At 45.8% G+C, this 26,947-nt stretch carries 21 protein-coding genes and 3 pseudogenes; 9 read left to right on the forward strand and 15 right to left on the reverse strand.

The window, feature by feature from the left end; genetic code table 11:
• Both L5M10_RS18200 and L5M10_RS18205 read left to right on the forward strand, forming a co-directional pair.
• Nucleotides 1-215: pseudogene (locus L5M10_RS18200) on the forward strand (IS30 family transposase); the annotation flags it as partial.
• Between the two features lie 34 nt (nucleotides 216-249).
• A pseudogene (locus L5M10_RS18205) lies at nucleotides 250-906 on the forward strand (MFS transporter); the annotation flags it as partial.
• A gap of 153 nt (nucleotides 907-1,059) precedes the next feature.
• Here the strand turns inward: L5M10_RS18205 and pssA are convergent.
• Nucleotides 1,060-2,373 (reverse strand): CDP-diacylglycerol--serine O-phosphatidyltransferase, encoded by a 1,314-nt coding sequence (pssA, locus tag L5M10_RS18210; RefSeq protein ID WP_219234133.1) that lies wholly within the window; start codon nucleotides 2,371-2,373, stop codon nucleotides 1,060-1,062.
• Between the two features lie 11 nt (nucleotides 2,374-2,384).
• Nucleotides 2,385-2,717 carry a DUF1904 domain-containing protein gene (locus L5M10_RS18215; RefSeq protein WP_028759882.1) on the reverse strand — a complete coding sequence of 111 codons (333 nt, stop codon included), beginning with the start codon at nucleotides 2,715-2,717 and terminating at the stop codon, nucleotides 2,385-2,387.
• 429 nt (nucleotides 2,718-3,146) lie between these two features.
• Between L5M10_RS18215 and L5M10_RS18220 the strand changes: the two genes are divergently transcribed.
• Together L5M10_RS18220 and dacB are read left to right on the forward strand one after the other, a co-directional pair.
• Complete coding sequence (locus L5M10_RS18220; protein WP_006081710.1) at nucleotides 3,147-3,323, forward strand: hypothetical protein; 177 nt, start codon at nucleotides 3,147-3,149, stop codon at nucleotides 3,321-3,323.
• Between the two features lie 59 nt (nucleotides 3,324-3,382).
• Nucleotides 3,383-4,876 carry a D-alanyl-D-alanine carboxypeptidase/D-alanyl-D-alanine-endopeptidase gene (dacB, locus tag L5M10_RS18225; RefSeq protein ID WP_219234132.1) on the forward strand — a complete coding sequence of 498 codons (1,494 nt, stop codon included), beginning with the start codon at nucleotides 3,383-3,385 and terminating at the stop codon, nucleotides 4,874-4,876.
• Nucleotides 4,877-4,977: 101 nt separating this feature from the next.
• Here dacB and L5M10_RS18230 read toward each other — a convergent pair whose 3' ends face one another.
• From L5M10_RS18230 to aroA, 10 genes and pseudogenes are all read right to left on the reverse strand, one after another.
• Nucleotides 4,978-6,735: an acyl-CoA dehydrogenase family protein gene (locus L5M10_RS18230; protein WP_212600993.1), complete on the reverse strand. Its 1,758-nt coding sequence runs from the start codon at nucleotides 6,733-6,735 to the stop codon at nucleotides 4,978-4,980.
• Between the two features lie 229 nt (nucleotides 6,736-6,964).
• Nucleotides 6,965-7,507: a DUF2058 domain-containing protein gene (locus tag L5M10_RS18235; RefSeq protein WP_028759879.1), complete on the reverse strand. Its 543-nt coding sequence runs from the start codon at nucleotides 7,505-7,507 to the stop codon at nucleotides 6,965-6,967.
• Between the two features lie 70 nt (nucleotides 7,508-7,577).
• Nucleotides 7,578-8,399, reverse strand: coding sequence for an SDR family oxidoreductase (locus L5M10_RS18240; protein ID WP_131524058.1), 822 nt, complete (start codon nucleotides 8,397-8,399; stop codon nucleotides 7,578-7,580).
• 186 nt (nucleotides 8,400-8,585) lie between these two features.
• Complete coding sequence (gene pyrF / locus L5M10_RS18245) at nucleotides 8,586-9,281, reverse strand: orotidine-5'-phosphate decarboxylase (RefSeq protein WP_011846776.1); 696 nt, start codon at nucleotides 9,279-9,281, stop codon at nucleotides 8,586-8,588.
• 45 nt (nucleotides 9,282-9,326) lie between these two features.
• Nucleotides 9,327-10,487 carry a lipopolysaccharide assembly protein LapB gene (gene lapB / locus L5M10_RS18250; protein ID WP_113940394.1) on the reverse strand — a complete coding sequence of 387 codons (1,161 nt, stop codon included), beginning with the start codon at nucleotides 10,485-10,487 and terminating at the stop codon, nucleotides 9,327-9,329.
• Between the two features lies 1 nt (nucleotide 10,488).
• On the reverse strand, nucleotides 10,489-10,764 hold the full coding sequence (locus L5M10_RS18255) for a LapA family protein (RefSeq protein ID WP_263167349.1): 276 nt from the start codon (nucleotides 10,762-10,764) through the stop codon (nucleotides 10,489-10,491).
• A 122-nt stretch (nucleotides 10,765-10,886) separates the two neighbouring features.
• Nucleotides 10,887-11,174 (reverse strand): integration host factor subunit beta, encoded by a 288-nt coding sequence (gene ihfB / locus L5M10_RS18260; protein WP_006081718.1) that lies wholly within the window; start codon nucleotides 11,172-11,174, stop codon nucleotides 10,887-10,889.
• A 73-nt stretch (nucleotides 11,175-11,247) separates the two neighbouring features.
• Nucleotides 11,248-12,918, reverse strand: a pseudogene (rpsA, locus tag L5M10_RS18265) (30S ribosomal protein S1); the annotation flags it as partial.
• A gap of 99 nt (nucleotides 12,919-13,017) precedes the next feature.
• Nucleotides 13,018-13,710 (reverse strand): (d)CMP kinase, encoded by a 693-nt coding sequence (gene cmk / locus L5M10_RS18270; protein ID WP_168827070.1) that lies wholly within the window; start codon nucleotides 13,708-13,710, stop codon nucleotides 13,018-13,020.
• Between the two features lie 186 nt (nucleotides 13,711-13,896).
• Nucleotides 13,897-15,177: a 3-phosphoshikimate 1-carboxyvinyltransferase gene (aroA, locus tag L5M10_RS18275; RefSeq protein ID WP_263255699.1), complete on the reverse strand. Its 1,281-nt coding sequence runs from the start codon at nucleotides 15,175-15,177 to the stop codon at nucleotides 13,897-13,899.
• Between the two features lie 435 nt (nucleotides 15,178-15,612).
• Here aroA and L5M10_RS18280 point away from each other — a divergent pair, with 435 nt between their 5' ends.
• The 3 genes from L5M10_RS18280 (at nucleotide 15,613) to L5M10_RS18290 (ending at nucleotide 19,611) form a co-directional block, all read left to right on the forward strand.
• Complete coding sequence (locus L5M10_RS18280; RefSeq protein WP_263255700.1) at nucleotides 15,613-16,803, forward strand: amino acid aminotransferase; 1,191 nt, start codon at nucleotides 15,613-15,615, stop codon at nucleotides 16,801-16,803.
• Between the two features lie 373 nt (nucleotides 16,804-17,176).
• Entirely contained in the window at nucleotides 17,177-18,724 is a 1,548-nt protein-coding gene (locus L5M10_RS18285) for a YjjI family glycine radical enzyme (RefSeq protein ID WP_263255701.1), read from the forward strand.
• 26 nt (nucleotides 18,725-18,750) lie between these two features.
• Nucleotides 18,751-19,611 (forward strand): YjjW family glycine radical enzyme activase, encoded by an 861-nt coding sequence (locus L5M10_RS18290; RefSeq protein ID WP_263255707.1) that lies wholly within the window; start codon nucleotides 18,751-18,753, stop codon nucleotides 19,609-19,611.
• On the opposite strand, the gene L5M10_RS18295 is transcribed toward L5M10_RS18290, so the two are convergent.
• The 3 genes from L5M10_RS18295 to gyrA form a co-directional block, all read right to left on the reverse strand.
• On the reverse strand, nucleotides 19,608-20,528 hold the full coding sequence (locus L5M10_RS18295; RefSeq protein ID WP_263255702.1) for a LysR family transcriptional regulator: 921 nt from the start codon (nucleotides 20,526-20,528) through the stop codon (nucleotides 19,608-19,610). The genes L5M10_RS18290 and L5M10_RS18295 overlap by 4 nt on opposite strands.
• 343 nt (nucleotides 20,529-20,871) lie before the next feature.
• Complete coding sequence (gene serC / locus L5M10_RS18300; RefSeq protein WP_131524063.1) at nucleotides 20,872-21,963, reverse strand: 3-phosphoserine/phosphohydroxythreonine transaminase; 1,092 nt, start codon at nucleotides 21,961-21,963, stop codon at nucleotides 20,872-20,874.
• A gap of 135 nt (nucleotides 21,964-22,098) precedes the next feature.
• Nucleotides 22,099-24,849 (reverse strand): DNA gyrase subunit A, encoded by a 2,751-nt coding sequence (gyrA, locus tag L5M10_RS18305; RefSeq protein WP_263255703.1) that lies wholly within the window; start codon nucleotides 24,847-24,849, stop codon nucleotides 22,099-22,101.
• A 385-nt stretch (nucleotides 24,850-25,234) separates the two neighbouring features.
• Here gyrA and ubiG point away from each other — a divergent pair, with 385 nt between their 5' ends.
• Nucleotides 25,235-25,945 (forward strand): bifunctional 2-polyprenyl-6-hydroxyphenol methylase/3-demethylubiquinol 3-O-methyltransferase UbiG, encoded by a 711-nt coding sequence (ubiG, locus tag L5M10_RS18310; protein ID WP_219250836.1) that lies wholly within the window; start codon nucleotides 25,235-25,237, stop codon nucleotides 25,943-25,945.
• Nucleotide 25,946: 1 nt separating this feature from the next.
• The gene (locus L5M10_RS18315) at nucleotides 25,947-26,618 is read left to right on the forward strand and encodes an HAD family hydrolase (protein WP_219250837.1); all 672 of its coding nucleotides are present in this window, start codon (nucleotides 25,947-25,949) and stop codon (nucleotides 26,616-26,618) included.
• Nucleotides 26,619-26,947: the final 329 nt, after the last annotated feature.

Raw genomic sequence — 26,947 nt, forward strand, 5'->3', positions numbered from 1 at the left:
CACAGGTATATTTTGCGCACCCTTATCGTTCTTGTGAACGAGGAGCGAATGAAAACGCCAATGGATTACTGCGGCAGTACGTCAAAAAAGGGGTTGATTTGAGGCTAGTGAGTGATGAATTAATCGAATTTGCTCAGAATAGAATTAACTATCGACCCAAAAAGTGTTTGAAGTTTAAGCAGCCTGCCGTGGTGTTTCACCAGTTAGCTGCTTAATTGTCGAGTGTCGCACTTCGGGGTTGAATTCGGGATATTCCTCTTTAAAGAGTCTTTACCTAAGGCTCAACGGGAACATCAAGCCGTTTTCAAATCCTATAAGCATGTCCTGCGCCATAGAGCGTTTCGCGCTTATTTATTTTCATTGATCGCCACCTTTGCCGGTATTGCGGCGTTTGAAGCCATTGCTGGCGTACTCTATGGCCAATATCTCGGACTGACGCCTTTTATGGTCAGTTGCTATTTTGTTGCGCCAATTCCTGGCTACTTACTGGGGGCTCTCATCGCGGGCCGACAGAATAAGCCACAAAGGGTTGTTTACCAAGGTGTTGCGTTACTCGGTGCTGGCGCATTATTTATGTTGATCCCAGGTCTTTTTAATTTAGTAGTTGGCTGGAGTTTACTTATTGGATCAATTTTATTCTTCAGTGGCGCAGGCATGCTGTTCCCTACCCTAACATCTGCTGCGTTAGAGCCATTTCCACGTCAGGCGGGGATTGCGGGCGCATTACTGGGGGGATTACAAAATTTTGGTGCTGGACTCGCCGCATTAACTATGTCTTTAGTGCCTATGGGCGGCCAGTTGAGCATAGGTTTATTAAGTGCTGTAATGGTGGTTTTAGTGATTCTGTCTCTTTATTACGCCAAAGATCAAAATGATACTCACCAGAATTTAATGCCACAGATTTAATGGATATGATTTGAAGCGACAATTCTTGGTTTAAGCCAAATCTATTACCATCAGTCAATAAAAAGCCCACATTGTTGTGGGCTTTTTAAATCGATAAGACACTGTAATAAATCAAAAATACCGATTAATTTATAGCTTCGATAGCTTTAATCGTTACAGAATGCGACGCAGTAAAAAATCAGCTTTAAGGCGACGAATTCTAGTCATGATCTTCTTCACTGGCGCAGGATAGCTCTGTAAGGTGTCGACTTGGCTGTAGTGATATAACCGCTGTGTGTGTTCCAGAATATGTGCCTGCTCGGCTTCAAACTGGGCTTTCCAGCAGCCAATTTCATCTTGGATCAACAAACCATTCTCAAGATCCAGCGCCCAAGCTCTTGGATTCAGATTAGAACCTGTGATCAAATGCTTATTACCGTCGGCACTGATGCCTTTGAGGTGATAACTGTTAATGCCGTGTTTCCACAGATGGATATTTAACTGACCATTATCAATCGCCCACTGTTGGCGTTTAGCGAACTTACGCAATGATTGCTCATACATATAGGGCAAGGCACCTATGGTCGAGAAATCCTGCTCAGGCGGAATATAAAAATCGTTAGCCGTCTTGTCGCCCACAACGATATCGATACGTTTGCCATTGCGTAAATGCTTCGCTAAAGCGCGCACTAAAATGTACGGCGGATTGAAATAGGGCGTGCAAATAAACAGCGAGTCTTTTGACTCTTCCACCAAGGCGACGACCACTTTATTGAGCAAGTTTTTCTTGCGTCCTAGCCCAAGTAACGGCGTGATGCGATTGCCATCACGGGTCTCCTTAAACTGATACTCAGCATCAGACAGTCTCAGCTTAAAGCTACGCATATCCGTCTTTGGTGGTAGCACTTCTTGCTCAGCATCTTGCGTTAATGAACACACAGCTGGATCAGAAATGATATTTTTCTGGATCATCGCGCGCATACTGCGCGCTAATTCGGCAGACTCAATCAAGTGATAACGATCGAAACGGTACTTATCGTGTTGTTGCAAATAGATATTATTGAGACTGGCACCGCTATAAATCACGGCATCATCGATAATAAATCCCTTAAGGTGCAACACACCCATAAATTCACGGGATTTGACGGGTACACCTAAGATATCAATGGGATGTTCGGCTTCAGCCATAACTTTGCGGTACATCAAATAGTTACCGCTATCACCTTTATGGCCAATCAGCCCACGTCTTGCACGGTGAAAATCGACTAACACTTTGATATCAAGCGTTGGATTTGCTGCTTTGGCATCCATGAGGGCTTGTAATATCTCACGACCCGCTTCGTCATCTTCTAAATACAGCGCCGCAATATAAATACTGTGCTTGGCGCTCGCAATACGAGCGAGTAATTCTGCCTTGAAACGGCATGGCGTGAGCAACCACGTTAAAGCCTCGGGTTGAACGGCTATTCCACCAAGCTTATCTAGCAAGGCATCCTCCTTTAAACATGCTGACCACCCCGATAGGAAGCACTAGGGTTCAGTGATAAAAACATCACAGCAATATGTGTTAACTCTGGATAGGCCTCTGTCACTGCCAACCTGATCGTTTGTTCTACTTTAAGATGTATATCAGGGTCCTTAGGGAACCAGAGTAACTCAACTTGGACAAAGCGTTGATCAATTTTTCCATTTCGAAAACTGATGCTTGGGATCCAATCTAATGTGAAACTCTCTGCATTACCTTTACATATATCCGCCAATGACTGCAGTAATGTTTGGCTGAACGCTGCAACGACCGCTTGTGGTAAGCCGCGCATACTAATATGTGGCATGGTTTAGTTGTTACCTAAGAACCTAAAATCGTAAGGGGTAGAAATTACCGACTTCACCTCGTCTCGGCAAGACTTTTCTCCCAAAAGTCTTGTTAAACCTAACGGTTTTGCTGGTAATTTGACCTCACGCGATTTTATTCCACTTCAGTGCACCGATTTACCTAAAAATCTTCTTCATTTATCCTTGCTTGAAATCGCATTTTACGGCGAGTATTCTCGGCATTATTTGCCCGTCCACACAATATTTCGCCCCTAAATAGGGTGATTCTTAACGCTACAAATCAGTCCAAATTTCACTAAACTGCACCCAAAATGTCTGCCAAATCACAAAATAATCTTCAAACCCATTTCATTCACCCCGAATCCAGTGATTTAGCGTAAACTAAACCGCCTATCTGCGATTAGACCACACGATACAAGATTAAGACTATGAACAAAAAAATTCTGCTGACGTTAGCACTGACATTGCTGTTTGCTTGGGGTATTTTCCATTTTAAAACCCAGTTAGGGTTACTCATCCTGCCGTTGTTTATTGGGCTAGTATTGTTTGTTACCCTACGTTTATATCGCTTGATGGAAAAGGATGACGGCAGCAGTGAGGATTAACCGCACACAATACCAACCTAATCTTAATGATGTTTTGATAAAAATGGCCAATAGCTAACATGGAAACGTTACTGAAAACCACTCTATATGCCGGCCTGCTCCTAGCCGCAAGTCATAATATGGCCTATGCAGAGCAACATGATTCTAGGCCGATAAGTGCTCAAACCACTTCGCTTAGCCAAGCAATCAGTAAGATCAGCCCTCGACATTCACAAATCGCCTTACTGGCAATGAATATGTCGAACAATCAAGTGATCTATAGCCAACAAGCTGAGACCTTGTTTATTCCAGCCAGTACCCAAAAGCTGCTCACGGCAGTCAGTGCTATGGCTCAGCTTGGGCCTGATTTTCGTTATGTCACACAATTATGGACAGATGCACCGATACGCAAGGGCCATATCGCAGGCAGTGCTTATCTGCGTTTTAGTGGCGATCCCACGCTGACTCAAGCCGATCTCAAGGCCATTTTTGTCAATCTCGTAAAACAAGGCATTAATCGCATTGATGGACATCTGTATTTGCTCGGCGATAAACAAGAGCAAATGCAAGCTCCCGGTTGGGTATGGGATGACTTAGGTATTTGTTTTGCTGCGCCTGTATCGAGTTATATTATCAATCAAAACTGTGTCTATGGTCAGTTTAGCCCCAGCTCTACCAGCAAACCTTCACAGGTAAGTCTGCGTGCGGGGAGTTATGGAGTTAAAATCAGCAGCGATGCGGTGTTTGATCAAAAGGCGAGCCGCGAATTTTGCCAACTTGATATGGTCAGATTAGGTCAAAATAACTACCATTTACGCGGCTGTTACCCTGGCGGTGAGGCGATACCACTGGCGATTGCGGTCAGCGATCCGTTCAAATTTGCCCAAGATAACCTCACCTCCCTACTTAAAGGCGAGATGTCTCTTGCGGGTAAAGTACAACTCGGCACTAGCTTACCCCAAAAGGCAAAACTAATTGCCAGCCATAGCTCGGCGCCCTTACCTGAGCTGCTCGAGACTATGCTGCTCAAGTCAGATAATTTGATTGCCGATAGCCTTTTTAAGCAACTTGGTAAAAGTTATTTTAAGACCCAAGGCAGCTTTACCAATGGTGCCGCTGCCATGCAGCGAATTTTAACGAATTTAGGCATAGATTTGAGTAACGCCAATATTGTGGATGGTTCAGGATTGTCACGCTATAACTTGCTCAATGCCAAGCAGTTAGCCGCGGTGTTGGCGCTAATCCACCAAGATAGCCGCTTTAGTCCGTTAATCACGAGTCTGCCACAGGCGGGGATCAGCGGCACCTTAAGATATCGCATGGGCTACAACAAGCCGCCGCTTAAACAGCAAATTTTTGCTAAAACAGGCTCGATGCAAGGCGTGTCTAACTTAGCGGGGTTTATCCGTTTGCCCCAGCATAACGATACCTTGTTTGTAATCCTTGAGAATGGCATGAGTCCTGAATTGAAAAATCAACATAAACCCTCATTCAATGCCGAGTTTCTTAAACAATTGATTTCAGTGCTGCAACCGTCATCAACCACTGCGACTGTGAATACTGCGGCTCACTAGAGTCATTAATTAACTGCTACAGAGTAAAAAATTTGCACAAAAAAGCACTGAGTCATCAGTGCTTTTTCAGTTTTTATCTAAACGAATATACCGAAGCCTTGTTAAAACAACTCCGCAGGCATCGCCATAGTCGTCGCATCACCAGCTCTGACTTGAGCGATATGGTAATCCGCTTTTGGCAATAACTTATCAAAATAGAACTTAGCCAAATAGACTTTCTGCTCGGCGAAAGCTTTATCTTCATGATCCGCGACCTTATCGACCATAGCCAACCAGTAGAAACCATACAGGGTGTAACCAAAGGCATCTAAAAAGTCGACCGCACACGCATTAATAAGTGCAGGCTGAGCCACTTTGCGATCATTAACTGACTCGGCAACGATGACCAAGGCATCTAAACGTGCGCATACTGCCGCCACTTTCACCGCATCAACGTGAGTAAATGCGCGCATTTGTGCTTTCAAGTCAGCCACAAATTCATTTAATGCGGCTAAGTTATCGCCAGTGACTTTACGACCGAGGAAATCGATGGCTTGAATGCCATTGGTGCCTTCATAAATCTGAGCGATACGGGTATCACGAACTAATTGCTCAATACCTGTTTCACGAATATAACCATGTCCACCAAAGACTTGTTGCGCCATGATAGTCGCATCTAGACCCCGATCGGTTAAAAATGCTTTCGCCACTGGCGTTAATAAACCCACATAACGCGCCGCTTTGGCCTTAACCTCATCTTGGGCATATTTTGCCAAATCTAGCTGTTGCCCAGTAAACACAGACAAAGCACGGCCCGCTTCTGTCATCGCTCGAATGGTGAGCAACATACGGCGCACATCGCCATGGACAATAATGGGATCAGAATCACTGCCCGTCGGTGAGCCGCCAGCGGCGATGCCTTGATTACGCTCTTTAGCATAATCGGCCGCCATCTGGTACGCCGCCTGCGCACTGCCAAGCCCTTGAATACCTATCGCTAAACGCTCATAGTTCATCATAGTGAACATGCATACGAGGCCACGATTAGGCTCACCAATCAAGAAGCCTTGGGCATTATCAAAGTTCATCACACAGGTCGCAGAACCTTTAAGGCCCATCTTATGCTCGATAGACCCCACTGATACACCATTGGCATTGGCTAAGCTGCCATCGGTATTTACCGATATTTTAGGTACAAGGAAGAGTGAAATCCCTTTGCTATCCGGCAGCTTAGCAAGCACTAAGTGGATGACGTTTTCAGTTAAATCATGATCGCCACCCGTGATAAAAATCTTGCTGCCCGTGATGGCATAACTACCATCATCCTGCGGTAAAGCTCGAGTGCGGATATTACGTAGATCAGAACCCGCTTGCGGCTCTGTCATATCCATAGCACCCGCCCATTCGCCGGAATATAACTTAGGCAAATAAGCTTGTTTCAATTCTTCGCTGCCGTGGGCATTGATACATAAAGCTGCCCCCGCAGTTAACGAGCCATAAAGCGTAAACGCATTACAAGCACTGTAAGCCATTTCGTCGACTAAGATCCCCAGCATCTTCGGCATCCCCATACCACCAAATTCAGGATCGCCACACAAACCAATCCAACCGCCCTGGGAATACTGCTCATAAACGGCTTTGTAGCCATCAGGGGTAATCACTTGATTGTCTTGATGCAACACGCCCTGCTCATCGCCCGTCCGGTTCAGCGGATGGATCAATTCACAACTTATCTTGGCTGCTTCTTCCAAAATGGCATTAGCCGTGTCGATATCGACCATTTCTGCAATCTCAGGCAATTGTGCCCAAGTGTTTGGAGCATCAAATACCTGTTCCAGTAGGAAACGCATATCCGTCAACGGGGCTTGGTAAGGATTCATTGGTAGACTCTTAAACGTAGGATTAAAACAGTTGTTTTAATTTATACCAGTTCACTGTAGAAAACAATCTCATTACAAATACAGCCGCGAATAATATAAAAGTATGCGAGTGTGTGAGCTAAGTATAAATTCAACTCATAAAAAAACCCTTAAGCCTGAACTTAAGGGTCTCTATTTTATAAGCTTTACCACAGTGTTGTCGCAGCGTTAGCTCACAAGCTTGTGGCAATTACCACATTAAATCATCAGGAATTGCGTAATCTGCATAGGGATCATCTTCAACGACCACAGCTTTAGATTCATCCTGTTGCCACAGATAACCACACCACTGCGGCACCAGCAATTTGACTCGTTCGGCCAACTTATGTGGTACTAAGTAACTCTTATCTTCGTAACGTACTATGCCTAACTGCCCTTTAAGCAATTCTGCCTGCAGTTTTTCATCTATGTATAAAGAATAGATTTTATTATCAAGAGTATAGTTAAATTTCACTTCAGCATAAGCTGGGATCTTTATCGCAGACTTAGTGAACTCAGTGATTAAACCGCGCACCTGTCCACGCTCAGATGCCTCTGCAAAACGTTGCTCATTTAGCGCTTTATCTTTTTGCGCCTGCAACCGTTTTTGCTCTGCCACTTCTTGCTTAAAAGCACTTGAGCCATCATCAACTCGAGATTTTTTATCTCGGCGTTTTTGAGTCTTAACGTCGCGAACCTTTTGTTTACTGGCAAGCCCTGCTTTGAGTAGCTGCTCTTGTAATGCATTAGCCATGGATCATTACCTACTTAATTTCTATAAAATCAAAGTTCTCGATTTTGAATATCAATAATCTAAAACCAAACTACATTTTTGCGGCCAGTTCGCCAAGCTCTGTCATCGCTATACTGGCGCCACCAAGTGACCAACCGCCATCAACCGGCAGCACAACTCCCGTAATATAGGAAGCTAATTCAGAGCCTAAGAATAGTGCGGCATTGGCGATATCCTGACCTGCGCCGTTGCGTTTTAGCGGAACGGATTGGGCAACCTTTTGCTGTAATGCGGCGCTGGGGGCAAGGCGATTAAAACCTTCAGTATTGGCGATGGGGCCAGGCATAATCGAATTAATTCTCAGCCCTTCACAGCCCCACTCTAACGCTAAAGTTCGCGTTAGCATATCCACACCCGCTTTAGCCGCACACACATGTACTTGCATTGGCATAGCGATCGAAGCCTGCGGCGCCGAAATCTGGATAATATTGCCATTGGGGCGACGCAGCAAAGGATAAGCATGCTTTAGCACTTGAAAACTGCCGAGCAAATCAATGTCCATCACCGACTTAAAACCATTGGCCGAAAGTTTTGCGGCGCTGGCGGGGAAATTCCCCGCCGCGCCGCTTACCAGCACATCGATAAAACCAAACTCAGAAGCGATTTTATCAAAACCAACGTCAAGGGCGCTAAGATCGCGCACATCAAAACTCACACCCAAATGAATACCGTCAGGATTGGCCTGTTGCAGCTGCAATACCGCGGCATCTATTTTATCTTGACTGCGGCTTGCAACGGCCACATTTGCGCCAGCCTGTGCGAACGCAATGGCAATCGCGAGATTTATCCCACTGGTTCCTCCGACAACGACAACATTCTTACCTTGATAGTTAAACATCGTAGCATTAAACATGGGCGTTCTCCGTGAACAGTGAGATAAGCACTCAGGGTGTGATTCATTATTCTATGCTGTCATTCAAGATACTATTTCAACTTTTATCAATCATATCAAGGATACCAACAAGCGATTCCAAGCCTTTTTTATTTAAACGACGGTCAAACGACTTTCAAACCGCGCTTTAGACGGCTAGTGTGGCATCTATGCCAATGATTGGTGAATCGCTTGCAATGCTGCTAACGGGTCGGCAGCTTTGGTGATTGGGCGGCCAATCACTAAGTAATCAGAACCCGCTGCTATCGCTTGAGGTGGCGTCATCACGCGGTGTTGATCGCCAGCATCACTGCCAACTGGGCGGATCCCCGGCGTCACGAGTTTGAAATCCTGACCTAACAGTGATTTCAAGGCTGTCGCTTCTTGGGCGGAACACACCACGCCATCGAGTCCCGCTTGTTGCGTGAGCTTCGCCAAACGTTGCACATGCTCAAACGCAGGCACATTGATGCCGAGTAATTTAAGATCGTCATCACTCATCGAGGTTAATACCGTAACCGCGATCAGCATAGGCGCTTTATCGCCGTATGGCAGTAAGGCTTTTTTAGCCGCTTCCATCATGGCTAAGCCACCGCTGGCATGTACGTTCGTCATCCATACGCCAAGCTCTGCAGCAGCGGCCACGGCTTTGGCGACAGTATTGGGAATATCGTGAAATTTCAAATCAAGGAATAAATCAAAACCACGATCATGGATATCTTTCACCAGTTGCGGGCCAAACAAGGTAAACATTTCTTTGCCGACTTTAAGGCGGCACATGTTGGGATCGAGTTTTTCTATCAGTTGTAAAGCATGGTTTTTATTATCGTAATCAAGCGCTACGAGGATAGGTTTAGTCGTCATCATCTCTCCAACAGGGTTACACAAACTGTGTATTCTTCTAATAGATTATTCGCCGTCTAGGCCTCGGATCCGTTTAATGCTGCCCCAGTTTTTACAGGAAGGACAATGCCAGTAAAGCGCATGGGAAGGAAAACCACACTCCTTACAACGGTAACTCGGACGGAATTTAATTTGTTGTTCAACGAGCTGCTCTAGCATAGTTAAACTTTGCTTGGCTTGCCCTTCTTCGGCTTGGCGCAAATGCATCTGCATCAAGTGTTGAAAACCTTTCATGGTCGGATGGCGATATAACGCATCGAGCACCATGGTCTCTGCCGCTTTAATCTCATCAAGACTTATCATGTGCTGCGCTAAGGCGACCACCACAGAAGCACCGGCGCCATCGGCCATTGCGCCCGCGAGTAATTCTTGAAAACCTTCTTTATCTTGCGTGTCGCGATAAACTTGTTTGGCCGTTGGAATCGCATCGGCAAAAAGCTCGATATCGGCTTTTTTCAGTTGCAGCAGCATTTGCTTACACTGGGCATAATCTTGAATATCGAGGAATTTTTTCGCTAGGGTCAATAATGCACGACCGCATTGGGGATCTTGCTTCAGCGCTTGCTGCAGCAGTTTAATTTTCTGCGCGTCATCACTGGCTTCATCGGCTAACTGGCAATAGAAATGCGCCGTTAACGGCTTTAAAACTTGCTGACGTTTACGACTCAAACGCTTAGTGATATCAATGGCTTTTTGCCACTCTTTAATCACTTGATAGATAGCAATCAGCTGAGTTTCAGACTCTTCACTGTGATCGTCTTGGCTGACCAAGTTGATAAAGATTTCTTCAGCTCTGTCATAAAAACCTGCTGCTAGATAATCTTTACCCAGCTCCATCATAGCGATGTCACGCTGCTCATTAGTTAATGTAGGCCGCGCGATTAAATTTTGATGGATACGAATAGAGCGGTCGACCTCACCTCGCTTACGGAACAGCGAACCGAGTGACAGATGGGTATCGATGGTTTCATCGTCAACATCTAGCATACTGATAAACAAATCGACGGCTTTATCCGATTCGTTCGACAGTAAGAAATTGAGACCAGTAAAATAATCCCGGCTCAATTGTTTACGTTGATTACTTTGATTCTGCCTTATGCTCCGTCGCCCCATATACCAGCCATAGGCGGCAGCAATGGGAAGCAACAGAAAGAGGATCTCAAGCATATTAGGCGTCTACATCCTGAGGGATTTTAGTGATCACTTGATTTAGTTTCTTTTTAGTTGCCGCTAAACTTAATTTCAAGCGGACAATATAGTAGCTAGCAAATAACCAACTCAAAATAAAACCAGCAAAAAAGACAATCGCTAAGACAACAGGTAAACGATATTCACCCTGTGCGACAAAATAGCTGATGGTCACCACTTGTTCGTTGCGCGCGCCAAAAATCAACGCCAGAATAAATAACAGTGCCACAAGCACAGTTGCTACAAATGATTTCACGCTGCACTCCCTAAACGCGTTTCAATTTAATGATTATCCAAGAAATTTACTAAGCTGACCAGCATTGCCTTGCAATAGATACAAAAAAGCCTCCTAACGGAGGCTTTTTACTATGCGGTCAATCACACATTAACGGCGTCAACACGCTCGCGCAGTTCTTTGCCTGGCTTAAAGTGCGGGACGTATTTACCTTCCAAATCGACTGATGAACCAGTCTTTGGATTACGGCCAGTCCGCGGTGCACGATAGTGAAGCGAGAAACTACCAAAGCCACGGATCTCAATACGATCACCGCTTTCTAATGTTGTTGCCATTTGCTCCAACATTTCTTTGATTGCGCCTTCAACCTCTTTCGCCGACAGCTGCGACTGCCTGGTGGCGAGTTTTTCGATAAGTTCAGATTTCGTCATCCTAGCTATCCCCTATTATCAAGCCAAACACAGTCGCCTAATGGGGAGAGATGTCTCCCCAAACAACAGGCGATTATTTACGAGCTGCTTTAAACGCTTCAGCCATTGCATTGCTAATAACAGCGTCATCTTGTTTGTTCAGAGTCGCCATTACTTCTTTCTCTTCAGCTTCGTCTTTCGCTTTGATTGACAGGCTGATAGAGCGGTTCTTACGGTCAACACCCATGAACTTAGCTTCGATTGCATCACCTACATTATAGACAGTAGATGCATCTTCGATACGCTCACGTGAAATGTCAGCTACACGGATGTAACCTTCAACAGTGTCAGCCAGTTCAACAGTCACACCTTTAGCATCAACAGCAGAAACAGTACCGTTTACGATAGTACCTTTCTTCTTGTCAGCCAAGTATGCGTTGAATGGATCATCTTCAGTTTGCTTAACACCTAAGCTGATGCGCTCACGCTCTGGATCTACAGACAGAACCACTGCATGGATTTCATCGCCTTTCTTGTATTCAGAAACTGCGTCTTCGCCAGTACCGTTCCAAGAAATGTCAGACAGGTGAACTAGACCATCGATACCGCCGTCAAGACCGATAAAGATACCGAAGTCAGTGATTGACTTGATCTTACCAGAAACCTTGTCGCCTTTGTTGTAACGAGTTGCGAAGTCATCCCATGGATTGGTCTTACATTGTTTCAGACCTAGAGAAATACGACGACGCTCTTCATCGATGTCCAGAACCAGAACTTCAACTTCATCACCTAAGTTAACCACTTTAGATGGGTGAATGTTCTTGTTAGTCCAATCCATTTCAGAAACGTGAACCAGACCTTCAACACCTTCTTCGATTTCTACGAAGCAACCGTAGTCAGTTAGGTTAGTAACGCGACCAGTTAAACGTGTGTTTTCTGGGTAGCGTTTGCTGATTTCTAACCATGGATCTTCGCCAAGTTGTTTCAGACCTAGAGACACACGAGTGCGCTCACGATCGTACTTCAGTACTTTAACGTTGATTTCATCGCCAACATTGACGATTTCTGATGGATGTTTAACACGTTTCCACGCCATATCTGTGATATGTAGCAGACCGTCAACACCACCTAAATCTACGAATGCACCGTAGTCAGTCAGGTTCTTAACGATACCCTTAACTGCTTGACCTTCTTGCAGGTTTTCTAACAGTGCATCACGCTCAGCGCTGCTTTCTGATTCGATAACTGCACGACGAGAAACAACAACGTTGTTACGCTTCTGGTCTAGCTTGATAACTTTGAATTCTAATTCTTTGTACTCTAAGTGAGCGGTGTCGCGAACTGGGCGCACGTCAACTAGAGAACCTGGTAAGAAGGCACGGATACCGTTTAATTCAACAGTGAAACCGCCTTTAACTTTACCATTGATGATACCGATTACAGTTTCAGCATCTTCATAAGCTTTTTCCAGAACGATCCAAGCTTCATGACGTTTCGCTTTTTCGCGAGACAGTTGAGTCTCACCGAAGCCGTCTTCAACAGAGTCAAGAGCTACGTCAACTTCATCGCCAACTTGAATTTCTAAAACGCCTTGAGCGTTTTTGAATTGTTCAGCTGGGATTGGGCTTTCAGACTTCAGACCCGCGTCAACCAGTACCATACCGTTTTTGATTGATACAACAGTACCACGAACGATAGAGCCTGGACGGAATTCCAGAGTTTGAAGGGATTGTTCAAATAGATCAGCAAAAGATTCAGTCATGTTTAGGTTACTTTCTTTATTAAACCACTGTCCGTCCTAGACGTGGAGTCAGTCAAATTATCCGTATCATCCTTAATACGAATACCTATCCGGTGGGCTAACTTAGTTAGTGCCGGATAATTTTTGGTTGATAAAGTTAAGCGCAAGCGCTAGCACTTCATCAATACCCTTACCGCTAGTATCGATAATGAGCGCGTCCTCGGCGGGGACTAAAGGAGCCACCGGACGATTCATATCGCGGTCATCACGTTCGATAATTTCACTTAAAAGGCGCTCGATATTAACATCGAAGCCCTTGTCCTGCAACTGATTATAGCGTCTTTGGGCACGCTCTTCAGCTGAGGCGGTTAAATATAATTTTGCCGGCGCACTTGGGAAAACGACTGTTCCCATGTCACGACCATCGGCAATTAATCCTGGCGCCGTTTTAAAGGCCCGTTGGCGACGTAATAAGGCTTCTCTCACCCGTGGAAAGGCAGCGACTTTTGAAGCGGCATTCGAGCACTCTTGGGTGCGAATGTCGTTGGTGACGTCTTCACCTTCCAATATCACTTGAACCGGATCTTTATCATTGCCTGTTAGAAACTTCACATCCAGATGTGCCGCTAACAACGTGATAGACTCTTCATTTTCCAGTTCAACGTTATGATGAATTGCTGCAAGCGCAAGAACTCGGTAAATGGCACCACTATCAAGTAGTTGCCAACCTAGATGCTGAGCCAATAATTGACTAATTGTACCTTTGCCAGCACCACTTGGGCCGTCGATTGTGACTACAGGAGCCCGTTCAGACATACATTCCTCCGCAAAAAATAACCATCATCCGTGAGTTCATCAAGTGAGCCCCCGAAAATGAGCGCGCCGCATTGTACAACAAAAGACAAACAAAATCCGTGGATTTTTTATGAAGATTAGCAGCCGCACAAATACGGCTTGCTATTCTTGACATCGATGGTTGTAACAATGACGAAACAAACAGACTTAGCCTTGCAGGCTAGCAAACTGCTTAAAGTAGTCAGGGAATGTTTTAGAAGTACAGTCAGGATCATTGATGGTGATACCGCAATCGGCAAATGCCAGCATAGAAAAGCACATGGCCATGCGGTGATCATTGTAGGTATCAATTTCAGCGGTGTTAATCACGGCTGGCGGGGTGATTTTAATGTAGTCATTCCCCTCTTCAACCTCGGCGCCCACTTTTCGCAGTTCAGTTGCCATAGCCGCTAACCGGTCGGTTTCTTTAATACGCCAGTTATAGATATTGCGAATAACCGTCGTGCCTTTAGCAAATAATGCGGCCGTTGCAATGGTCATGGCCGCATCGGGAATATGGTTCATGTCTAAGTCGACGGCCGTTAATTGGGAGCCGCGGGCAATAATATAGTCATCGCCCCACTCGATATCTGCGCCCATTTTTTCGAGCACATCGGCAAATTTTACATCGCCTTGAATACTCAAACGGCCCACACCCGTGACTTTGACTTCGCCGCCCTTAATCGCCCCAGCCGCGAGAAAATACGATGCCGATGACGCATCGCCTTCTACCAGTACTTTACCCGGTGATATATAACGCTGGCCAGCAACAATCTCAAAACGGGCATAGTCATGGTTAATGACGTTAACGCCGAACTGCGCCATCAAGGCGATAGTAATATCGATATAAGGCTTAGAGACTAACTCACCTTTGACATGGATATTGACGCTGCCCTTAGCAAGCGGCGCCACCATCAACAAAGCCGTTAAAAACTGGCTCGATAAATCGCCTGCAATTTCAACATCACCGCCATTAAGGCCAGTGGCATTAATCGTCAGCGGTGGGAAACCGTCATTTTTAAGATAAACAATATTGGCACCGAGTTGCCTTAAGGCATCGACTAAATCGCCAATCGGACGCTCTTCCATACGTGGTTCGCCCGTGAGGGTAAATTCACCTTGGCCTAAGGTTAAGGCGGCGCATAAGGGGCGCATTGCGGTACCCGCATTGCCTAAAAACAATTCCTGTGCGGATGCTGAGAAAATCACGCCACCTAAACCATCGAGTTCACACACAGTATTATTTTGCGATAAACGGTAGTTCACCCCTAACTGCTTGAGGGAGGCCAACATGTGGCGGATATCATCTGAGTCGAGCAGATTGGTGAGCGTGGTCGTACCTTGGGCTAAGGTGGCCAATAATAAGGCTCGATTTGAAATACTTTTTGAGCCCGGAATATTGATTTCACCGCGGACTTGCACAACAGGTTCAAGACGTAATTGCTTCATGAATAAATCTTCTTTCTCTATAGGGCGTCATCATCACGATCACGCGGACTGAATACGCAAAATGGCAACTTCACGCTACAGTGCGTCAAGTTAAGATTACAAATAAAAGGAGATTGGGGCCTTGTTGGTGCTTCGTCGTTATAAAATTACCGATTGTCGCTAAGGATTCAACCGTTTTTTCGAGAAAAATGGCATTTTGGTCAGATTATTTGCTGAGATCAGTGTAAAAATAACAAAAACGCAAAATTTAAGCGGTTAATTTATGATTTAACCGTATTTTTGGCAGGCTTTTTTGCCAAGATAACAGGCGTGTAATCACAGTTTTCACTTTAATTACTTTACCTTTCCGCGCTATTCTACCCTCCAAACGATAAATAACGCATATCTGATACGAACAATCACGTTTGCACTATAACCAGAAAGGTAGATGGAGCTATGTTTAACTCACTCATCACAATGCCAGCGGACCCCATCCTTGGCTTGTTAACTCAGTACCGCGAAGACTCTCACCCACAAAAAGTGGATTTAGGTGTGGGCGTTTATAAAGATCCTACCGGCGTTACCCCTATTCTAAGCTGCGTGAAAAAAGCGGAAAAATTCCGTCTCGATACCGAAACCACCAAAGTGTATATCGGTCCAACCGGCTCGCCACAATTCAACACCTTGATGACGGAATTAGCCTTTGGTGCTGGCCACAGTGCCATTATCGCTAACCGTATCCGCACTGTGTCAACACCCGGTGGTACTGGCGCACTGCGCGTGGCCGGTGACTTTATCAAACGCTGCAACCCGAATGCGGTGTTATGGGTAAGCGACCCAACTTGGGCAAACCATATCGGTTTGTTCGAAGCGGCTGGCATTACTGTTAAAACCTATCCTTACTATGACTACGATAGCAAATCATTGAAATTTGATGAGATGCTTGCTGCATTATCGCAAGTAAGTCCTGATGATGTGGTGTTATTCCACGCCTGTTGCCATAACCCAAGCGGAATGGATTTAACCACAGCGCAATGGGATAAAGTGATTGCCCTGACTAAAGAGCAAGGCTTTACCCCACTGATTGACATGGCATACCAAGGCTTTGGTGATGGCGTTGATATTGATGCCTACGGCGTGCGTCAAATGGCGGCAGCGGTCGATAATATGATCCTGTGCAGCTCATGCTCGAAAAACTTCGGTTTGTACCGTGAGCGTATCGGTTCGTGTTCTGTGATTGCTAAAGATGCCAATACCGCCAATATCGCGCAATCTGTACTGCTTTATGTGGTTCGCTGCCTTTACTCTATGCCACCTGCCCATGGCGCAGCGATTGTTGAGACGATTTTAGGATCAAAAGAATTAACCCAAGAATGGCTTGATGAGCTGAAAGTGATGCGCGATCGCATCAACGGCAACCGCGCCATTTTATTGGATAAACTTAAAGCCAATGGCGTAAACCGTGACTTTAGCTTTATCGCCCGCCAAAAAGGTATGTTCTCTTTCCTTGGGGTGGCTCCAGAGCAAGTGGCGCGCCTACAAAAAGAATTCAGCATCTATATGGTAGGTTCAAGCCGCATCAGTATTGCTGGGATCAGTGAAGATAACGTCGATTACTTAGCCCAATCAATTGCTAAAGTGCTCTAAGTCGCTGAGTTTATCTGCACCGCTCACTCTGCTGTATTCCCGCAATAAAGGAATACAGCAGAGTTCATTTACCGCCTCAAGTGTTAAATTTTTCAATCATCCCACCCGATAAGTTTTGACAGTTCATTATCCTCTGTTGCATATCCCCAATATGACAAGCAAGGCCACGTCTCACTGTTCAAGCATTTATTTTTAATCGTAAAACCACATTCTAGTGATTTTAACATCGCGGCTTTATCGCAATAAACCACAAATTGTGACCTCGGTCGGCGGATTTCCATTTCATTAATCAGGACTGCGGCTATTTTCACTTTTTAAAGCCAAAGCCACTGAGTAGATTAGTGGTCATCATAGAACTTGTGGATGTTCAGCCATGTTATTACAAGATAAATTAGTGCAAATCGTCACCAACCCGCAGCTTTCACCCAAGCAAAAATCCAACTATTTAGCATTAGAAGCGGAAGCCAGTTTGCCCTATATGTCGATATCGCCCGAGGTAAAAGCGGCGATGAATGACGGTATTATTTGCGACATGTTTGAAGGCCATGCGCCGTTTAAACCACGCTATGTGTTGCCAGATTATGCCCGCTACCTTCAACAAGGCTCTGAATACTTAGAGTTATCTGCGGCAAAAAACTTGGACGAAGCCATCAATGCCTTAACGATTCTGTATCATCACGTGCCATCGGTGACCAATATCCCCGTGTATTTAGGTCAGCTGGATAACATTTTGATGCCTTTCGTTGAAGGAATGGATTCAGAAGTCCTTTATCGTAAATTAAAACTGTTCTGGATCATGCTCGACAGAACCCTGCCCGATGCCTTTATGCATGTGAATATTGGCCCAACAGATAACATCGTTTGCCGCACCCTACTGCGCATTGATGCCGAGTTAAAACAAGTTGCACCCAATTTGACTTTTATGTACGACCCCGTCGTCACGCCGGATGAATTGTTGTTGCTTGCGACCACCAATATTTGTCAGTGCAGTAAGCCGCATATCGCGAATTACCCACTGCATGCCAGTGCGTTTGATGAGCGCGGTTTTGGTATTGTCAGTTGCTACAACGCGTTGCCGCTAGCGGGCGGCGCCAATACCTTAGTTCGACTGAATCTTAAAGAAGTTGCGTTAAAGGCCAATTCTATAAACGATTTTTTTGATACTGTATTGCCAAATTACTGCTCACTCACCTTCGAGCTCATTGACGCGCGCTCGGCATTTTTGCATCAAGAATCACACTTCTTTGACAGCTTTTTAGTTAAAGAGCAATTGATTGATGAATCGCGCTTTGCACCCATGTTTGGTATTTACGGCATGGCAGAAGCCGTGAATATTCTGCAGGCATTAACGGCCAGTGGAAAAGTTAAGTCAGCTAAACACGCTAGATATGGTCATGAAACGGATGCAAATCAGCTGGGCTATCGTATTTCTGCTGCGCTCGATGCCATAGTGAAATCCACACCCGTCACACATGGTTACCATGGGCGGGCACTACTGCATTCACAGGGCGGTATTAGTATCGACAATGATGTGACTCCTGGCGTTCGCATCCCCTATGGCACTGAACCGAATCCCATCGCCCATATTCAAGCCCTAGCACAACATCATCAGTATTATACGGCGGGGATTAGCGATATTTTGACCATAGATGAAACCGTGAAATCCAATCCTCAAGCTATGTTCCAACTGTGTAAAGCCGCGCTTGAGTTAGGTTTTAGGGAGTTTACCGCCAATGTCGCCTCTAACGATTTAATGCGCGTGACTGGCTATATGGTAAAACGCTCAGATATTGAAGCGTTTAAACAGTGCGGCTCGCGTCTCAATACCACAGGCTTAGCCGCAGAAGCTGCGGTTAATACGGGAATATTGCAACGACAAGCACGCGTTATCGCCCATGAGCACTCCCCCCTGTGTTGTTAAATGAACCGGCCATAAATAAACAGGCAATAGTCAGTCAGCTATTGCCCTTTTCATGCGTCGACGGGCCTGGCAGCAGGCTCGTATTATTCCTGCAGGGCTGCAACTATCAATGCAAAAACTGCCATAACCCACATACCATAGGCTTATGTGATGCTTGTGGCGATTGTGTCGCCACCTGCCCTGAAAATGCGCTGACATTGATAAATCTCAATAATAAGCTTCACATTCACTGGGATAATGAGCGTTGTAGCCAATGCGATACTTGTCTTGCCGTATGCCCGAAACAAGCGAGCCCTAAGATCACTCGTTACACCGTTGAGGAGATACTGACGATTCTCCATAGTCAGCGTCACTTTATTAATGGTATTACGGTTAGCGGCGGCGAAGCGAGTTTGCAACTGCCGTTTATTATTGCCTTGTTTCAAGCGATTAAGGCGACAGAGTCGTTATCACACCTGACTTGTATGCTCGACACCAATGGCAGTTTAAGTCTAACGGGATGGCATAAACTGCTGCCCTTTTTAGATGGCGCTATGGTGGATCTCAAAGCGTGGCAGCAAGATACCCATAGGTACATTACTGGTCGTGATAACCATGCCGTGTTCAAATCAATCCAGTTATTGGCTAAACAGCAAAAACTGTATGAGGTGAGATTGCTGCACATTCCGAGCATCACGGATTACGAGGACGAAATAGACGCACTAGCGACCTATTTACTTCTGCTAGGCCCAGATACACGAGTTAAGTTAAATGCCTTTCACCATCATGGTGTTGTCGATGAAGCACTCAATTGGCCAAGCTGTAAACAAGCCGATATTGAACGCTTAGCCGCAACGCTTGCAAAGCGAGGCGTAACCAATCTCGTGTTACCTTCCATATACCTTTAACGACTGCAAAGCAAAATTTGCTCATAAAGCCAGCGTAGTGCGGGATCTTTCATGCTTTGACTATGCCAAACTAGGCTGTAAGCCACTTTGCCATATTCTATGGGTAAAGATTTAATCGTTAAGCCTTGAGCTTGGCTGGCGATGGATGCCCAGCGGCGCGAGCAGGTAAAAAGCAACTCACTGTGATGGCACATTAACGCCGCACTGCCAAAGTCTGGGACCGAAATGGGGACGGCACGTTTTTTAGATTGCTGGGCGAGCAAAATATCAAAAAAAGGCGTGCTCAGATCTGTGTCTGTAATGCCAATATGGCTAAAACTAAGGTAATCATCGAAGCCGATATGCGGCTGTTTAGCCAAGGGATGGGATGAATTCATCAGGCAGATCATTTCATCGCTAAACAAGGTTTCCCACACCAGATCGTCTTGAAGAGGATTAGGTTGACTCAGATCATGGGGTAACAGCACAAAGTCTAATGTACCTTTAAGCAATCCATCAAAACCAATATTGTCTTTGCTGTAAATATCGAGGCGGATATTAGGAGCCAAGCTCAGAATATGGGCGCTGAGCTTAGCGGCCAGCAGTTCAAAGGTACTTTCGCGCATCGCAAGCGAAAAACGCCCCTCAAAATGAGCAGGGTTAAACGCATCCTGACTCATGATCTGATTCATATCATTGATCATTTGCTGCACGCTTGGGCCTAATCGTCTTGCCAATGGGGTTGCGACCAGTGAGTTACCATTACGATAGAACAGTTCATCGTTCAAACTGTCCCTGAGCTGGCTTAAGGTTTTACTGACGGATGAGGGGCTTAAACATAAACGTTCGGCGCTGGCGGTTACGCTCAAGGTATCGAGCATCACATGCAAAGTGATCAAATGCTTCATACTAATCCGCGAAAGCTTGGCCAAATCCATCGGTGACATCCTATTGATTTATCGTGTACACGCATTTAAAGATACGTTCTTTTAATCATGATAAACAATAGCATACAACTAACCCAGCATCTTACTCAGTAATGCGCGTCAGCTCACAGGCTTTCTCACAGCGAGTGTTCTTGAAGGCATCTGGTCTCAACGTCATCTTGCTTAACGCCATTGTCGATAAATTAAAGCTAACAAAAAAGCGAATGCATTTGAGCATTCGCTTTTGGGATGGCTAACTGATGATCAACATTCAATAAGCATAACGTTGATATTCAGGCAGAAAAGCCTAGACGCTAAGCGTCGCAAGCTAATGAGTGACTCAATACAGCTAAGCCTAGCTATGCTTGTTTGCAAACTCATTCATAAACTTGACCAAAGCAACTACACCATCGAGTGGCATTGCATTATAGAGGCTAGCACGCATACCCCCTACGATACGATGGCCCTTTAAGGCAACGAGTCCAGCTATTTGGGCTTGCTTTAGGAACTCACTATCGAGCGCTTCGTTGACTAATTGGAAAGTCACGTTCATTTGTGAGCGGTTCGCTGCAACAACCCCATTACGGTAGAAAGCATTACCATCAATGCATTGATATAACATCTGCGCTTTTTGTTGATTAATTTTTGCAATACTCGCAATGCCGCCAATGGACTTAAGCCAAGCAAAGACTTCAGCGGCGAGATACCAAGCAAAGGTTGGCGGTGTGTTGAACATAGAGTCATGCTCAACGGCTAAACGATAGTCCATGATGGACGACTGCGGTAAACTCGGCAGTTTTAACATGTCATCGCGCACTATCACTATCGACAGACCCGATGGACCTATGTTCTTTTGTGCGCCAGCGTAAATCAAACCGTAGCGGCTGACGTCGATTTCACGTGACATAATGGTTGACGATAAATCGGCAACAATTGGCCAAGGTGAGTCTAATTCATCAAAAATTTCGATACCATCTACTGTCTCATTAGGGCAGTAGTGAACATAGCGATAATCGGCATCGATTTTATGTAAATCAGGTAAGACAACCGCATTGAGTCCATTGTGTTTTTCAACAATATTCAAGCTATCAATCTGCGCTTCACCCACGAGCTTTTGTGCTTCGGCTAATGCGGCAGATGACCATTGACCACTGACTAAATACAGGGCTCGGCCATGATTACCTAAAAAATTATTCACAACAGCGGAGAACTGTCCACGACCACCGCCGTGCATAAATAGCACATGGTAATTTGTGGGGATCTGCATCAGTTCACGTAAATCGGACTCGGCTTGTTGTGTAAGCGCGATGAACTCTTTACTTCGGTGGCTGATTTCCATCACGGAAACGCCTTGGCCATTCCAATCAAGTAATTCCTGTTGTGCTTTTTTCATTACCGCTGCGGGTAACATTGCAGGTCCAGCACAGAAATTATAAATCGCGCTCACTGACACTCTCCTTAATCCCAACCATGATGTAGGTATTGATAAATACGAAACCATTCTATAACGAACAATGCTATCAACATCAATGCCATTAAAAAAACGAGCGTCCAATTGGACGCTCGTTAATATGACACTTAATTACTCTTCGTCTTGCTCATCATCGGCAAGCTCATCTTCATCTTCGTCCAACTCTTCCTCGTCATCCAGCGCTTCTTCAAGAACCTCGTCGGCTAATTCGCCTTCGATAATGACAGGAATAATGGGCAAACCATTTTCATCCAGCTCGACTTCATCTTCTTCAGTTTGGATTTCGTCGATACGTTGTAGGCCGACCACTTTCTCGTCGCCCGCAGTACGGATAATCGTTACACCTTGAGTGTTACGGCCAATGATAGACACGCCGCTCGCAGGTGTACGCACTAAGGTACCTTTATCACTGATGAGCATCAGTTCGTCGTTAAGACCGACTTGAACAGCCCCAACAACAGCGCCGTTACGTTCGCTCACCTTGATTGAAACTACACCTTTAGTCGCACGGCTCTTCGCAGGATATTCAGACAGTTGCGTCCGTTTACCGTAACCGTTTTCAGTCACAGTCAGAATCGCGCCATCGCCTTTGGGTACGATAAGCGACACGACTTTCTGACCTTCTTCTAAACGAATACCACGAACGCCTGTTGCAGTACGGCCCATAGGACGTAAGGACAAGACTTCTTCGCCGGTTTCAGGATCGGTTTTCACTTCGCCTGTTTCAGAATCACGTACTTTCTCACCAAAGCGAACCACTTTACCTTCGTTCGAGAACAACATGATTTCGTTATCACCGTTAGTGATATCGACACCGATCAGTTGATCACCGTCTTTGAGGTTAACGGCGATAATGCCGTTTGCACGTGGGTTGCTATAAGCAGTCAGTGCGGTTTTCTTCACTGTACCGTGTGAGGTCGCCATGATGATGTACTTGTCAGCCGCGTATTCACGTACTGGCAGAATCGCAGTAATGCGCTCGCCATCGGATAACGGCAGCAAGTTAACAATTGGACGACCGCGTGCCGTACGGCTCGCTAATGGCAATTGATACACTTTGAGCCAGTACATCTTACCAAAATCAGAGAAGCACAAAATGGTGTCATGGGTATTGGCAACTAACAGCTTCTCGACGAAATCTTCATCTTTCACTTTCGTCGCGGCTTTACCTTTACCACCACGGCGCTGGGCTTGGTAATCGGTCAAGGGTTGATACTTGGCATAACCTAAGTGCGACAGTGTTACTACAACGTCTTCTTCGTTGATCAAGTCTTCAAGACTCATATCAACTTCGTTGGCATTGATCACTGTACGGCGCGCATCACCATATTCTTCAAGGATTTGAACTAATTCTTCCTTGATCACTTCCATCAAACGCTCAGGACTGCGCAAAATAAACAGCAGACCCGCGATAAATTCGAGCAGTTCTTCGTATTCGGCGATGATCTTATCGTGCTCAAGACCGGTCAAACGGTGTAAACGCAGTTCCAGAATGGCCTGAGCTTGTTGCTCAGTCAGGAAGTATTGACCGTCACGAATACCGTATTGTGGCTCTAACCACTCTGGACGCGCGGCGTCATCGCCCGCTTTTTCCAGCATGCCTTGAACGTGGCCTAATTCCCAACCTTGCTCAACCAATTTCACTTTGGCATCCGCAGGCGTGGGTGAGGCTTTGATCAGTGCAATAATCGGGTCAATGTTAGCCAGTGCAACCGCCAGCGCTTCCAAAATATGGGCACGCTCACGGGCTTTACGCAGTTCAAATACGGTACGACGCGTCACCACTTCACGACGATGCAGAATAAAGCATTCGAGCATTTCTTTAAGGTTAAACAGTTTAGGCTGACCATTGGTCAAGGCAACCATGTTAATCCCGAAAGAACACTGCATTTGCGTTTGAGCATAAAGGTTATTGAGTACAACCTCGCCCACTTCACCGCGCTTAATTTCGATAACGATACGCATACCGTCTTTATCAGACTCGTCGCGTAGACCGCTGATCCCTTCAAGCTTTTTATCTTTAACCAGCTCGGCAATCTTCTCGATTAAACGGGCTTTGTTCACTTGATACGGGATTTCAGTGACGATAATGCGCTCACGGCCATTATCTTCGGTTTCCACATCTGCCAGAGCACGCATGATCGCGCGGCCACGGCCAGTTTTATAGGCATCAATAATGCCTTTACGGCCATTGATAATCGCTGCAGTGGGGAAATCCGGACCTGGAATGTATTCCATCAACTGTTCAATCGACAGTGAAGGCTCTTCAATCAATGCCAAACAGCCTTTCACTACTTCCGTTAGGTTGTGTGGTGGGATGTTGGTTGCCATACCCACGGCAATACCCGATGAACCGTTAATTAACAGGTTAGGTACGCGTGTAGGTAATACAGCTGGGATCTGTTCTGTGCCGTCGTAGTTAGGGACGAAATCCACTGTCTCTTTTTCAAGATCGGCCAGTAATTGGTGCGCTAACTTATCCATACGGATTTCGGTATAACGCATTGCCGCCGCTGAGTCACCGTCGACCGAACCGAAGTTACCTTGGCCGTCTACTAAGGTGTAACGCAGTGAGAATGGCTGGGCCATACGGACGATAGTGTCATAAACAGCAGAATCACCATGGGGGTGATATTTACCGATGACGTCACCAACCACACGGGCAGATTTTTTGTAAGGCTTGTTCCAATCGTTCTTCAATTCACTCATGGCAAACAGAACGCGGCGATGAACCGGCTTTAAGCCGTCGCGCACGTCTGGTAATGCACGTCCCACGATAACGCTCATGGCGTAATCAAGGTACGAATTCTTTAGTTCGTCTTCGATATTAATTGGCGAAATAGATGATGCCAGATCAGTCATAAACTGCTCGTTCCCCTGAAAAATAGCCGACAACGTATAATCCGTATCATTGCCTAGCCCAAAAACGTGATTTGGCATTCTAACACAGTTATTTAATGTCGCCAGACCTATCATTATCGAATTGAGAGTCTGGTGGCTTAATAGATGAAAACACTGTCAATTTGGTCGTTTGTGCGATAAACAAGCGTTGAAATTCACGGCTTACGATGAGGAAAAATCGTCAAAGGGATAAAGTAAAAGGTCGATACGGAGCACAACAATTAACATAAAAGCAGATAACTGCTGAAAATTCACTCAACCACAAGGGCTTAGCTCAGTCGAGCACTTTGTTTATCAAACATAGTCGTTATAATAGCCGCACAATACAGCTTCTTCAGGTAATAGCATGCATCAGAATACCAATGTAGACCCACAGGAAATCGCAAAGTTTGAACGTATGGCCGAAACTTGGTGGGATCTCAACGGCGAATTTAAGCCGCTGCATCTATTAAACCCGCTGCGCTTAAACTATATCGATCAAACCGCTGGCGGTATTTTCGGCAAGAAAGTGCTCGATGTCGGCTGTGGTGGCGGCATTTTGTCTGAAAGCATGGCCCGCATCGGCGCCGAGGTTGATGGCTTAGATATGGGTGATGAGCCCTTAGAAGTCGCGCGCCTACATGCCCTCGAAACGGGCGTGAGCATTAATTATGTAAAAAATACTGCCGAGGCCCACAGCCAAGATCATCAAGCCTATTACGATGTGGTGACCTGCATGGAAATGCTCGAACATGTACCCGATCCACAATCTGTGATTAAAGCATGCTGTGACATGGTCAAACCCGGTGGTCATGTGTTTTTCTCCACCATCAACCGCAACATTAAATCCTACGTGCACACCATTTTAGGTGCGGAATATTTGCTAAAAATGCTGCCAGTTGGCACCCACGAGCATAAAAAATTCATTAAGCCTTCGGAGCTGATTGAGCTAGTAGATAATACCGATCTTATCTGTACCGATGCCTTAGGGATAAGCTACAACCCATTGACGGGCATTTTTAAGTACACGCCTAAAGTTGATGTGAATTACATGATAGCGACGCGTAAGGTTGATTAATATGAGTCTGGCACAGATCAAAGGCGTACTGTTCGATCTCGATGGCACCTTAGCCGATACCGCGCCGGATCTGGTGCAGGCCCTCAATTTAAGTCTTCAAGACGTCGGCATCGCCGCGCAGCCGTTAGCGGCCATGCGCTACGCCGCATCCCACGGCAGTTTTGCCTTAGTCGATGCCGCGATCCCTGATGCGGCAGAAGATCTTCGATCTCAAGTACAGCAAGGACTGCTCGCCCACTATCAGCGTATAAATGGCGATCACTGTGCGCTATTCACAGGCATAGCATCATTACTCGATTGGCTCGAGTTAACTCAGCTGCCGTTTGGGGTGATCACCAACAAGCCTGCCCGCTTTACCCGTCCCTTATTGCGAAAACTGAATTTACACTTGCGTATGCCCGTTATCATCAGCGGCGATTCTACAAAACACCCAAAACCCCACACTGCACCAATGCTGTTAGGCGCACAACAGCTGAACTGTGCTCCAGAGCACATTTTGTATCTTGGGGATGCCGAGCGAGATCTGCTCGCGGCCGAGGCTGCTGGCATGTTAGGCGGCGTGGCCCTATGGGGTTATCTGGGCGTGAACGACAAGCCGTTGCAATGGCCTGCGCACGCGCATTTTGCGAGCCCAACTGAGCTACATCAAGCACTAATCGAAGCATTGGCTTAACAACATCAACCAAAAACAGCGCCTACAATGCTCACGAATAAGGCATCCAATACGTAACTTCACTGACGGACATCAGTGTGTCAGCATACTATTTATGACCCACGGAAAAAGTCAGGCGGATAAAAGATCGGCACTCGTGAGCGATCGCGATCTAAAGAAAAGGATCGCCTAAAAATCCCCCATGAGTGTGACACGCTAACCTGAAATTGAGCTTCAAGGTTAGTCGTTACTAACGCAAAAGTTTATCCTCACGTTATCCACAAGATGTCCCCTGAATTCAGACTTGCAAATAGGGGCAAACCTCACTATCTTGTATCCCATATAATTTA

Origin of the sequence: Shewanella sp. SM32 (genome assembly GCF_025654235.1) — a bacterium.
Taxonomy (GTDB): Bacteria; Pseudomonadota; Gammaproteobacteria; order Enterobacterales; family Shewanellaceae; genus Shewanella; species Shewanella oncorhynchi.

Excerpts from the sequence above, each read along its gene's own strand:
- L5M10_RS18240 (WP_131524058.1), bottom strand. The coding sequence starts at position 8,399 with ATGTTTAATGCTACGATGTTTAACTATCAAGGTAAGAATGTTGTCGTT.
- L5M10_RS18220 (WP_006081710.1), top strand. The coding sequence starts at position 3,147 with ATGAACAAAAAAATTCTGCTGACGTTAGCACTGACATTGCTGTTTGCT.
- dacB (WP_219234132.1), top strand. The coding sequence starts at position 3,383 with ATGGAAACGTTACTGAAAACCACTCTATATGCCGGCCTGCTCCTAGCC.
- L5M10_RS18235 (WP_028759879.1), bottom strand. The coding sequence starts at position 7,507 with ATGGCTAATGCATTACAAGAGCAGCTACTCAAAGCAGGGCTTGCCAGT.
- L5M10_RS18280 (WP_263255700.1), top strand. The coding sequence starts at position 15,613 with ATGTTTAACTCACTCATCACAATGCCAGCGGACCCCATCCTTGGCTTG.
- cmk (WP_168827070.1), bottom strand. The coding sequence starts at position 13,710 with ATGTCTGAACGGGCTCCTGTAGTCACAATCGACGGCCCAAGTGGTGCT.
- L5M10_RS18295 (WP_263255702.1), bottom strand. The coding sequence starts at position 20,528 with ATGGATTTGGCCAAGCTTTCGCGGATTAGTATGAAGCATTTGATCACT.
- ihfB (WP_006081718.1), bottom strand. The coding sequence starts at position 11,174 with ATGACGAAATCTGAACTTATCGAAAAACTCGCCACCAGGCAGTCGCAG.
- pyrF (WP_011846776.1), bottom strand. The coding sequence starts at position 9,281 with ATGACGACTAAACCTATCCTCGTAGCGCTTGATTACGATAATAAAAAC.
- aroA (WP_263255699.1), bottom strand. The coding sequence starts at position 15,177 with ATGAAGCAATTACGTCTTGAACCTGTTGTGCAAGTCCGCGGTGAAATC.
- lapB (WP_113940394.1), bottom strand. The coding sequence starts at position 10,487 with ATGCTTGAGATCCTCTTTCTGTTGCTTCCCATTGCTGCCGCCTATGGC.
- L5M10_RS18315 (WP_219250837.1), top strand. The coding sequence starts at position 25,947 with ATGAGTCTGGCACAGATCAAAGGCGTACTGTTCGATCTCGATGGCACC.
- L5M10_RS18285 (WP_263255701.1), top strand. The coding sequence starts at position 17,177 with ATGTTATTACAAGATAAATTAGTGCAAATCGTCACCAACCCGCAGCTT.
- L5M10_RS18215 (WP_028759882.1), bottom strand. The coding sequence starts at position 2,717 with ATGCCACATATTAGTATGCGCGGCTTACCACAAGCGGTCGTTGCAGCG.
- ubiG (WP_219250836.1), top strand. The coding sequence starts at position 25,235 with ATGCATCAGAATACCAATGTAGACCCACAGGAAATCGCAAAGTTTGAA.
- gyrA (WP_263255703.1), bottom strand. The coding sequence starts at position 24,849 with ATGACTGATCTGGCATCATCTATTTCGCCAATTAATATCGAAGACGAA.
- L5M10_RS18230 (WP_212600993.1), bottom strand. The coding sequence starts at position 6,735 with ATGAATCCTTACCAAGCCCCGTTGACGGATATGCGTTTCCTACTGGAA.